Annotated in this window: 15 protein-coding genes, 1 tRNA gene and 1 pseudogene; 4 read left to right on the forward strand and 13 right to left on the reverse strand. The window is 61.1% G+C overall.

All coding sequences use genetic code 11. The features are described 5' to 3' along the window. Positions 1–205: 205 nt before the first annotated feature. Both Q0520_RS07690 and htpX read right to left on the reverse strand, forming a co-directional pair. A tRNA-Gly gene (locus tag Q0520_RS07690) sits at positions 206–276 on the reverse strand. A gap of 54 nt (positions 277–330) precedes the next feature. After that, complete coding sequence (htpX, locus tag Q0520_RS07695) at positions 331–1,221, reverse strand: zinc metalloprotease HtpX (protein ID WP_298668436.1); 891 nt, start codon at positions 1,219–1,221, stop codon at positions 331–333. A gap of 105 nt (positions 1,222–1,326) precedes the next feature. Here htpX and Q0520_RS07700 point away from each other — a divergent pair, with 105 nt between their 5' ends. Both Q0520_RS07700 and Q0520_RS07705 read left to right on the forward strand, forming a co-directional pair. After that, entirely contained in the window at positions 1,327–2,091 is a 765-nt protein-coding gene (locus Q0520_RS07700; RefSeq protein WP_298668439.1) for a sulfide-dependent adenosine diphosphate thiazole synthase, read from the forward strand. A 53-nt stretch (positions 2,092–2,144) separates the two neighbouring features. After that, positions 2,145–2,795, forward strand: coding sequence for a putative phosphothreonine lyase domain-containg protein (locus tag Q0520_RS07705; RefSeq protein WP_298668442.1), 651 nt, complete (start codon positions 2,145–2,147; stop codon positions 2,793–2,795). Positions 2,796–2,922: 127 nt separating this feature from the next. Here Q0520_RS07705 and Q0520_RS07710 read toward each other — a convergent pair whose 3' ends face one another. From Q0520_RS07710 to Q0520_RS07755, 10 genes are read right to left on the reverse strand one after another with little or no spacing between them, the layout of a single operon-like run. Further along, entirely contained in the window at positions 2,923–3,069 is a 147-nt protein-coding gene (locus tag Q0520_RS07710) for a 50S ribosomal protein L40e (RefSeq protein ID WP_298668444.1), read from the reverse strand. Between the two features lie 47 nt (positions 3,070–3,116). After that, positions 3,117–3,668: an RdgB/HAM1 family non-canonical purine NTP pyrophosphatase gene (gene rdgB, locus Q0520_RS07715; RefSeq protein ID WP_298668476.1), complete on the reverse strand. Its 552-nt coding sequence runs from the start codon at positions 3,666–3,668 to the stop codon at positions 3,117–3,119. After that, the gene (locus Q0520_RS07720; RefSeq protein ID WP_298668447.1) at positions 3,665–5,224 is read right to left on the reverse strand and encodes a bifunctional N(6)-L-threonylcarbamoyladenine synthase/serine/threonine protein kinase; all 1,560 of its coding nucleotides are present in this window, start codon (positions 5,222–5,224) and stop codon (positions 3,665–3,667) included. The genes rdgB and Q0520_RS07720 overlap by 4 nt, the downstream gene beginning before the upstream one ends. A 2-nt stretch (positions 5,225–5,226) precedes the next feature. Beyond that, positions 5,227–5,406 (reverse strand): 30S ribosomal protein S27ae, encoded by a 180-nt coding sequence (locus Q0520_RS07725; RefSeq protein WP_298668450.1) that lies wholly within the window; start codon positions 5,404–5,406, stop codon positions 5,227–5,229. 1 nt (position 5,407) lies between these two features. Further along, positions 5,408–5,704: a 30S ribosomal protein S24e gene (locus Q0520_RS07730; RefSeq protein ID WP_298668453.1), complete on the reverse strand. Its 297-nt coding sequence runs from the start codon at positions 5,702–5,704 to the stop codon at positions 5,408–5,410. Between the two features lie 51 nt (positions 5,705–5,755). After that, positions 5,756–6,253 carry a GTP-dependent dephospho-CoA kinase family protein gene (locus tag Q0520_RS07735; protein ID WP_298668456.1) on the reverse strand — a complete coding sequence of 166 codons (498 nt, stop codon included), beginning with the start codon at positions 6,251–6,253 and terminating at the stop codon, positions 5,756–5,758. Beyond that, positions 6,253–6,459, reverse strand: a complete 207-nt coding sequence (spt4, locus tag Q0520_RS07740; protein WP_298668459.1) for a transcription elongation factor subunit Spt4 — start codon at positions 6,457–6,459, stop codon at positions 6,253–6,255. Before spt4 ends, Q0520_RS07735 begins: the two co-directional genes overlap by 1 nt. Next, positions 6,443–7,018, reverse strand: a complete 576-nt coding sequence (locus Q0520_RS07745; protein WP_298668462.1) for a DNA-directed RNA polymerase — start codon at positions 7,016–7,018, stop codon at positions 6,443–6,445. Before Q0520_RS07745 ends, spt4 begins: the two co-directional genes overlap by 17 nt. Position 7,019: 1 nt before the next feature. Further along, positions 7,020–7,400, reverse strand: coding sequence for a PIN domain-containing protein (locus tag Q0520_RS07750; protein ID WP_298668464.1), 381 nt, complete (start codon positions 7,398–7,400; stop codon positions 7,020–7,022). Then, positions 7,397–8,632 (reverse strand): translation initiation factor IF-2 subunit gamma, encoded by a 1,236-nt coding sequence (locus Q0520_RS07755; protein ID WP_298668467.1) that lies wholly within the window; start codon positions 8,630–8,632, stop codon positions 7,397–7,399. The genes Q0520_RS07750 and Q0520_RS07755 overlap by 4 nt, the downstream gene beginning before the upstream one ends. Positions 8,633–8,821: 189 nt before the next feature. Here Q0520_RS07755 and nikR point away from each other — a divergent pair, with 189 nt between their 5' ends. After that, positions 8,822–9,250 (forward strand): nickel-responsive transcriptional regulator NikR, encoded by a 429-nt coding sequence (gene nikR / locus Q0520_RS07760; protein WP_298668470.1) that lies wholly within the window; start codon positions 8,822–8,824, stop codon positions 9,248–9,250. Here the strand turns inward: nikR and Q0520_RS07765 are convergent. Next, positions 9,247–9,534, reverse strand: a complete 288-nt coding sequence (locus Q0520_RS07765; protein WP_298668473.1) for a DUF2098 domain-containing protein — start codon at positions 9,532–9,534, stop codon at positions 9,247–9,249. The genes nikR and Q0520_RS07765 overlap by 4 nt on opposite strands. Positions 9,535–9,587: 53 nt before the next feature. Between Q0520_RS07765 and Q0520_RS07770 the strand changes: the two are divergent. Beyond that, positions 9,588–9,831, forward strand: a pseudogene (locus tag Q0520_RS07770) (methanogenesis marker 1 protein); the annotation flags it as partial.

A 9,831-nucleotide genomic window follows, 5' to 3' on the forward strand; every position in this document is an offset into this window, starting at 1 on the left:
GCCCGCTGAGATTCGAACTCAGGACCTCCGCCGTGTGAAGGCGACGTCATAACCAGCTAGACCACGAGCCCGTGTTCGTACATCATTGGAGGAGATGCGTAATAAACCTTCTTCCTCCCTTCGTGGCGGCGACGGCAGAACAACTCCTGAACAATGGTGGGGGCGCAGGAATGGGGATGGATGGAAAACAGATCCAGAGAATGAGTGCATCGACCGGGAATTGAACCCGGGCTATTGGCTTGGAAGGCCAAAGTCATGCCACTAGACCATCGATGCAGAGGTACCGTACGATATTTGCACCGATGACATAAAATGGTATTGCCAGAGGACTTACCTCGGCATATACCTGATCTCTTCGTCGAGGGCCTCGAGGGCCGCGACCCGCTTCTCCAGGGTCGGGTGGGTGGAGAAGAGCTCCATGATGCTGTTGCCCGAGAGGGCCGGGATGATGAAGAAGGCATTCGCCCCTGAGACCTCCTGCTTCTTCTCCGGCGGGATGATGTCCATTCTCCCGCTGATCTTGTTGAGTGCGGAGATGAGAGCGCGGGGCTTCCCCGTGATATACGCGCTGCCCGCGTCGGCCGCGAACTCACGGTACCGCGAGAGGGAGCGGATCAGCAGAGTGGCGACCACCCAGACGATGATCGAGACGGCCCATGCGGCCATCCATGCCCCCCCTGACCCCTCCCTGCGGTCGCCGAGGGAGAAGAGCCAGGCGTTCTGCATGATGATCGCAGCCACCATCGCCAGGAAGGAGGCGATGGTCAGGGTCATGACGTCCCTGTTCTTCACGTGCGAGATCTCGTGGGCGAGCACCGCCTCGAGTTCGTCGCGGGTGAGGAGACGCATGATCGAGTCGGTCGCCGCCACCACGGCATGGGAGGGACTCCTGCCGGTTGCGAAGGCATTGGGCACCGGGGAGGGCATGATGGCCACGCGGGGCTTGGGGATGCCCGCCTCTGCGGCGAGTTTCTCCACGATCCTGTGGAGTTCGGGGTACTCCTCCTCTGTCACTTCCTGGGCGCCCGTACTCATGAGCACCAGCCTGTCGGAGAAGAAGTACTGTGCGAAGGCCATCACCGCGGCGATGGCGACGAGGCTCCACGGACCGATGCCGAACAGACTCCCGAGTATCGTGAGGAAGATCAGGTAGACGAGGAGCAGGAGTGCCCAGGTCATGATCTGCCTCATCGTGAGCCCGAAGTCACGTTTCCATTGCATATTACTATGAGGTATCTCTCCGCGCCTATAATACCTGCGACAATCCCATCCACGGAGAATGGCTATTTCAATCGTGATGTCCAATCTGTTTCTGGAAGTTGGACAATGGAACTCGATGAAGTGACAATCAGCAGGGCAATCCTGAAAACGCAAATGGAGACAATGGTGGAGTACCTCGACCTCGACGTCGTCGTTGTCGGCGGCGGTCCCTCAGGCATCACCTGCGCTGCGCTCCTTGCGGAGAAAGGACTAAAAGTCGGTCTCATTGAGAAGAAACTCTCCATCGGCGGTGGCATGTGGGGTGGCGGCATGATGTTCCCGCGGATCGTTGTCCAGGCCGCGGCAAAACGCCTCCTCGACCACTTCGGCATCGCCTCCACCGAGGCCGAACCCGGGTATTATGTTGCGAAGTCGGTCGAGTCCGTCTCCAAACTCACCGCCGCCGCCTGCACCGCCGGCGCCGAGTTCTTCAACCTCATCGCCGTCGAGGACGTCGTCGTCAAGGCCGACGGCCGCGTCGCAGGCCTTGTCATCAACTGGAGCCCTGTCGAGATGACCGGCCTCCACGTCGACCCCCTCACCATCAGGTGCCGCGCCGTCGTCGACGCCACAGGCCACGACGCAACCATCTGCCACATGGTCACACAGAAGGGCGGCGACCTCCCGATCCGGGGCGAGGGATATATGTGGGCCGAGCGGGCCGAGGGCAACATCCTGAAACACACGAAGGAAGTCTTCCCCGGTCTCTTCGTCTGCGGCATGGCCGCGAACGCCGTCGGTGGCGAGTGTCGGATGGGCCCGATCTTCGGCGGCATGCTCCTCTCCGGCGAGAAGGCCGCCGACCTTGTCGCCGCCGCTCTCCGGACCTGACCATCTGGTCAGGAATGATAACCTTTTTTGATCGCCTCTCCTACGAGATGATCATGGACGAAGTCGATTCCCAGGCACTTGCCGATGCCGCCTATGGCATCTTCGAGATCCTGCTGAACAGAGGACTCCTTGCACGCGGCGATCCCCTCTTTGCCCGCGTCGAAGGAGGGGTCGACTTTCAGGACGACTTCCTCACGGTCTTCGCTGACTTCGAGGCAGAGTACCCCCCCCTCGCCGCCGCTCTCGTCGAGCGCTTCGGGAGTGCGGACGCGATCTACCACCTCTTCGCCGCGGGCGAGGGGATCATCCCCTCGAAGACGATGGAGACCTACTGGATCATCGCCGACGACCCCGCGGCCGGTGACGTCGAACCCTACGGCGAGCAGGCCGGCAAATGGCTCATCTTCTGCGGCGCCGTGGAGGTCGACGACCTCTGGAAGAAGATCAGGGACGCCACCGTCGCCGGCGACCTCGGCGTCTCCGCCAAGGTGAGCACCGCACGCCCCAACCCCGACTCCCGTGACGAGAGAAAGGTGGTCTATGTCTATACCCGTGACTGGAGTGACGAGGCCGACGTCATGCGGGTCAGGGAGGGACTCAGAGCCCTCGGCGTCGAGCAGAGGATCGGCTACAAGCGCAACATCGAGACCTTTGCCGGCGAGTACGCGGAAGAGGGCAAGAAGGTCACGTATTACAGCGCCTGAATTCCCTTTTTTGAAACTCCCGGACCATGCGAGAGGGGACGTGTAAGACACCCCTCCTGACAACACCACAGAAAAGTATAGTGAGGGTACCACCGTGCGGCCGGTCGCACGTCCCCCTCTATCCGGATTATGCCTTACGTTCCTTGTTCTTGGGGCGGAGGTGCTTGTAGCCGCACTTGCGGCACTGTGTCGCTTTCAGTGCATTCCGTGCGTTGCAGCGCATGCAGACCATGACGTTGAGCAACCTTGCTTCTGCTTCAGGGAACCGTGCCATATCTTATCTCACCACTATTCGTTCTAAGTACAATGATGTTTATCCATTTAAGAATATTGATCCTCCAGCCAGACCCTGAAGGCCGCAAGGGCCCGTGCCCGGTGAGAGATCAGGTTCTTTTCCGCGAGAGGGATCTCGGCGAAAGTCCGCCCGCCGACCGCGAAGATCGGGTCGTACCCGAACCCCTCCTCCCCCCGCGGTGCGTCGGTCACCTCGCCCTCGACGATGCCGGAGAAGACCCTGACCTCCCCTGCCTCGTCCGCACAGGCGATCGCCGTCTCGAAGTGGGCCTTCCTGTCCGTCCGCCCCGCCATCAGCCGCAGGACCCCCTCGTTCCCGATCGTCTTCTGGACGTACGCGGCGTACGGACCGGGAAAACCGTTCAGGGCATCGATCGAGAAGGCCGTGTCGTCAACGATCAGCGGCCGCTTCACCTGCTCCCAGGCGTACCGCGCCTTCTCGCGGGCGATGTTCCTGACGTCGTCGTCCCTGTACTCCGGGATCTCAAGGTTGATATGCTCCACCTCGGCGACGCCCGCGAAGAAACTCGCCACCTCCTCGGCCTTGTGCCTGTTGGAGGTCACGACCGCGATCTTCAGAGGTACCGCCCCCGCCTCTCGATCTCCTCCTCGCGTTCGGCGATACACCTCGCGTCGGGGAGGGCAGAGGCATAGCCGCGGAGGAAGGCCCCTTTCAACTCGTCGGGGTTCTCTGTCGTGCTCTCCAGAGTCTGGAAGAGCACGTGGAGGTCCACGCCGCGGTCCTCGATCTCGGAAGACGAGTGGGCAAGCCCGAAGTCGATGAGCACGCACCTGCCGTCCCTCTCGATCATGTTCGAGGTCGTCAGGTCGCCGTGGACGATCCCCGCGGCATGGAGGCGCCCGACTGCGACGCCGGCGCGCTCCATGTTCTCCACGGTCGGGGCGTCCCGCAGGATCGTCCCCTCGACCCTCTCCATCATGATCGTGTCGCCGGTGACATCGTAGAGGATAGGCGTCGGCACTCCCGCCTTCCGCGCTGCGGCGATCAGCCGAGCCTCCGCCCGCGTCCTCTCCGTGATCAGGCGGGTGTCGAGGGCCTCGACCCTGTACGACTTCGAGACACGTCTCTTCATCACCATGTCCCTGTCGATCGTCACGATAGCCTCGGCACCCCGGCGCGGCCCATCCTCGACCGGGCGGAGCGCTTCCCCGTGCCGCCAGACCACGTCCACCTCATTGGCGCGGTAGTGGGAGTTCGCCCGTGACTCTTCGACCGGGATCGTCGCCCCGCTCTCCAGCATGACGCGGCCCGTATAGGCGATCATCGCCCCGTTGTCGCCGCAGAACTGCCGCTCGGGGACGAAGAGTTCGGCGCCCCTCTCCTCGCACATCGTCTTCAGCATCTCGCGGAGACGCCCGTTTGCGGCGACACCGCCGACCAGGAGCACCTCGTCCTTGCCTGCCTGGGCGAGAGCTCTCTCCGTCACCTCGACGCACATGCCAAAGGCCGTCTCCTGGAGAGAGTGGCAGACGTCCTCGATATCGGCCTTGCTCTCCTGGGCGGCGGATATCAGGCCGGAGAAGGCGAGGTCCATCCCCTTCACTGTGTAGGGCAGGTCGATATACCGCCCCCCGCGGGCGAGTTCCTCGATCTTTGGCCCGCCCGGGTGCGGGAAGTCCTTGCTCCGGGCAAACTTGTCCAGACCGTTCCCGAGGCCGATGTCCAGGGTCTCGCCGAAGATCCGGTAGCGCCCGTTCAGGTAGCCGAACACCTGGGTGTTCGCTCCCGAGACGTACAGCGTGATCGGGTCCTTGCACCCCGTCGCCCACCGTCCGATCTCGACGTGTGCCACGCAGTGGTTCACGCCGACGAGAGGCACGTCGAGGGCGAGAGCAAGGGCTCTCGCCGCCGTCGCCACCGTCCGCAGGCAGGGACCGAGCCCCGGCCCCTGCGAGAAGGCCACCGCCGTGATCTCGTCCGGGTCGGTGAGCACATGGGAGATGACCTCGCGCATTGCGGAGGCATGGTGCTGGGCCGCCTCCCGCGGGTGAATCCCGCCGCTCGGAGGCTGATATGGTCTTGAGTAGAGGGAAACTAGGTCCTCGCCGAAAATAGCGGCACTGAGGTTCCAGGCCGTCCCCTCAATACCCAGTACCTTTCCGCCCTTCTGCATTCTTATTCTGAGAACTCAGTATAGCCGCACTTCCCGCAGGCAAGGCGGCCCTTGTGCTGGGCCATGAAGACGCCCTGTCCACAGCGGGGGCAATACTTCCGCTGCGGCACTGCCTTGTCACCCTCGACCTTGAAATACGCGCTCCGCTTCACCGCGGCCGGCGCCGCCTTCTTTGCCGCCATTTTACTCTGCCTCCTTTGCCGCCTTCGGAGCGCTTCTCTTGAGGAGGTATGCGCGCTCGGTCATCTTCATGTTCTCCTCGTCGTCATAGATCCTGGCAACGCCGCGGAGTTCCATCATTCCGAACTGCTTCTTCGTCGAGTCGAGCACCATCAGGTTTTCCTTGGCATTCAGGAGGGCGCCGAGTTTTCCGAGGATCTGGGCCCTCGAAGGTGTTGCGCCTTCGTAGGAGAGGGTAAAATGTACTTCCCTCCGGCTCAGGAGTTCATTCCGGTAGTCACGGGTGATCTCAAATTCCATCGATATCCCTCAAATATTGTCTACATATTTATTTAAAGCATGGGGGTTGGATCAGACCCCGGTTTCTACCGGGACAAAAAGAGAATATAGATCTTTTGCAAGAGTTTTCAGGTCTTCTGTGACAGTGCACACGACCAGCCCCTCTCCCGGCTGCCCGTACAGTATCACCGAACCCTCCGGGGCGAGACGGACGAGAGGGACCACTGCAAGGTCCTCCTCCCCGTCGACGATGATGAGGACAGGCGGGTGCTCCACCGCGTCTTCCAGTACCCGGACCAACTCCTCCGTCAGGGTACCTGCCGGGTTCTTCACCTGCACCCGGCGGTGGGCGCAGAGGGGAGTCCTGGCGCAGGGCGCCCGCATCGTATATCCGTCGATGACGGCGACGTCGGGCGACCCTCCTGCTGCCAGCAGGTTCTGCGTCACCACGTCCCCCACCGTATAGACGGTCCTCCCTGCAAGCAGGGGAAGGGCATCGACAAGTTCAGGCAAGAGCCTGCCGATCGGCTTTTTGAAACGGTCCCTGCACTCGTCCGGGAGGCGGAGCATCAGCGGACCTTCAGGGCGTACCTGCCGGGCATTTCGATGTTCATCCTGCGTGCGATCTCCGAACCCTCGGGGTCGACGATGATGAGGTACCCCGACCAGTCCTCGGTCAGGTTCGTCGACCCGCAGGTCACGCAGGACTCGCCCTCGACCACCTTGTGGCAGTCGCGGCAGACCTTCAGCATCTTCTTCTTACGCGCTGGCGCCATGACTCTCCTGCTCCTTTGCACGCTCTTCAGCAAGCCACGTCTCCGTGCCAAGGCCGGCCTGCCGCATCGTCAGCCCGATCTTGCTCTCGCGGGGCTCGCGCTCGTTGAGGCTCAGGGTCACCACACGACAGCGGATACCGTCCCCGACCTGGATAGACCTGTTCGACTCCTGGCAGTTGAGGGTGTTGTTCTTCTCGTCGTAGGTGATGAAATCGTCGGAGATCTGGCTCACGTGGAGCATTGCATCGATCGGCCCCAGGGAGACGAACGCCCCGAAGCTTGTCGTTTCCACGACCTCTCCTTCGATCACTTCCTGGAGGGCGAGCCTGAGCATCAGGGCCTCGAAGGTGACGTCATAGTAGACCGCACCGTCGCCGTGGACGATCTCACCCTCACCGACCCGGTCGATCTTGGTCACGGCAATGAAGATGCCGATCTCTTTGTCTATGCTCCCTTCGAGCTGTTTCTGGAGTTCGTCCAGGATCACAGTTTCCAGGTCCTCGCCAAGGCGGTGCGGCGGCACCCTGACCTTGTCCTCGAGCGTCACACGATAATACATGCTATCCCCTTAAAATTTCCAATTTTTTCTGGCTTCTCAATGAGATCACAGGGACGCCCGCCGCAAGGAGGGCATTCCTCAGGCGGCGGTCGTTCGTCACCACCATGCACCCCTCTGCAGCGGCGTAAACCGCCACGCGGTCGTCGACTGTCGGGGCCTGACTCTGGCTCTCGACCTCGCGGCAGCGTTCCGCAAAGATCAGCCCGGCCCGTGCTGCGGCGGCGTCGTTCCCGCCGCCCCGGGCAAGCCCCTCCAGCTCGCGCTTCACGTCGGTGAGCACGAGCGGCTCATACCCCCCGAGGAGGGACCTGAGTTCGTCGAAGAGGTCGATGCGGAACTGCACGGGCATCATCAGGGCGTTGGTGTCCAGGAGAACCTTCACTCGACAAGGACTCCCATGCCGATCAGGCGCCACCGTCCTTCGACCTGGCGGCTGATCGCAATCCTTGCTCCAGCATCCGCACATACCGGCCTCTTCAGGACCACCTCTGCCTGGTCCTTCTTCGTGTTCGTCACCACACCGACGGTCACCGCCGTGCCCACCGAGAGCATCAGCGGTTCCCTGTGCTTCAGCGGCGTTATGTCAAGTTCGCTCCCTGAACCGACGACCCGGTCCATCAACGTCACGGTGAAGGTGAGGTGGTCGTGGATTGGCGGGAGGTCGCCGACATGTCCGGCGACCTGGCCGACAAGAGTGTCGCTCTTTGTGATCGCAGGGTCGAGCTTCGTGCCGAGTGCCATCAGTCCTCCCGGCGCCGCCTCGTTCACTTTCCTGTCGCCGGTGTGGACAGAGATGACCTTGGTGATGATCGGTTCCCAGACTGTCCTGTTCTCGACCTGTGTCTGGATGCCTGGCCTGATCTCGATCTCCTCGCCGTCCTTGATGACACCGCTTGTGAGGGACCCGCCGATCACGCCACCTTTCAGGTCACGCCAGTTCGCTCCCGGTTTGTTGATGTCGAAGGAGCGGGCGATGAGCATCCTGGCCGGTGCTTCAGGGTCGCGCTCTGGCATCGGGATATTCTGGTCGAGCGCCTCGATCAGGGCACCGATATTGATCCCCTTCTGGGCAGAAACCGGGATAATGGGTGCATTCTCAGCGATGGTCCCCTTCACGAATTTTTTTATCTGTTTATAGTGTTTGAGGGCGTCTGCCTGGGAGACGACGTCGATCTTGTTCTGGACGATGACGATATTCTTGATCCCCACCAGTTCGAGAGCCGAAAGGTGCTCCTTTGTCTGCGGCTGGGGGCAGGGCTCGTTTGCGGCAATGACAAGCATTGCGCCATCCATCAGGGCAGAACCAGAGAGCATCGTTGCCATCAGGGTTTCGTGGCCAGGTGCGTCCACGAAGGAAACGGTCCTGAACGGGGTGCAGGCAGCCCCGCAGATCGGGCAGACTTCTTTCGTGGAGTACGCATCGCTCCCTGTGTGCTTGTCGCAGCGGTAGAAGGTGGCATCGGCATAGCCGAGCCTGATAGAGATCCCCCGCTTCATCTCCTCACTGTGACGGTCTGTCCATTTTCCTGTGATCCCGGAGACAAGGGTCGTCTTGCCGTGGTCCACGTGACCGACGAGCCCGATATTGACATTGGGTATCATAACATCATGCAAACTGATTCGAACCTCCCTTCCTATATATATCGCACTCTTTATAGATAAATCGGTGCCGGCGAGGGGGCCGGGAAATCCCGGCTATGATAGTGCTCTGCATACGACGTATGTTCATACCCTGAATCTGTCGGCGAATTGGTGTTACGCATAATACCATAGTTTATCTTTTTGCGCATACTACAGGATCGTATGAACCCAGAGAGCGAACTCTCCAGGATCGGTATCTCGCTGCCGAAGAACCTGCTTGACAAGTTCGACGGCATCATCAGTGCACGGGGATACTCCTCACGTTCCGAGGGTATCAGGGATGCGATCAGGAGTTACATCACCTACTACAAGTGGATGTCTGATGTCAGGGGCGAGAGGCAGGGCGTGATCACGATGGTCTATGACCACGACCAGCGCGGCCTCCTCCAGACGATCACTGACATACAGCACGAGTATATCCACACCATTCAGGCATCTATGCACGCCCATCTCAGCCATGACCAGTGCATGGAAGTGATCCTCCTCCGCGGCGACGGTGCGGTCCTCAAGACGATCGCCGAGAGGCTTATGTCGCAGAAGGGTGTGGAATCGGTAAAACTGACGACAATACCGATCGAGAAGGAGGATTAACCCCCTCCCTCGCAGGCATTGTCAATATTCTTCCAGGCGTCCTTGAGGTCTTTGCCGAACTCCCTCTCTCTCCGGACGAGGTCAGCGACGCCTTCTTCTCTCTTTTCTCTGGTGCGTCCAGGCTGGGCGGCAGTCTCCAGGGTGTCGACCCGGTACAGCAGTCCGGTGGTATCGATCTCGGCAAAGGTCTCTCCCCTGACCTCCTCGATCCTTGCGACCTTTCCGGCCGTGCCAGTCCGCGGGTAGCGCACCGCCATCCCGACAGCGATCTCCCCGGTCTCCATGCAGGAGAATAGACCGTGAAGGTATAAAATATCACCCGGCCAATTCCCTGATAATGTCCTTCACCTTCAACCACGTCAAAAAGCGTTTTTTCGATGGCACACACCGTTCATGCTCCCCCGAGGAGACCCTGCAGGTCATCGAGCCCTTGATGGAGGAGATCGGCGTCGTCTCGGTCGAGGACGTCACGTCCCTCGACCGCCTGGGCATCCCCTGTTTCTCGGCCTTCCGGCCGCGTGCCGCCATCGGTGCGACAAAATACCATGCCGGCAAGGGGAAGGGGCCCCTCCAGGCGAAGG

This window comes from uncultured Methanofollis sp., assembly GCF_937919355.1.
Taxonomy (GTDB): Archaea; Halobacteriota; Methanomicrobia; order Methanomicrobiales; family Methanofollaceae; genus Methanofollis.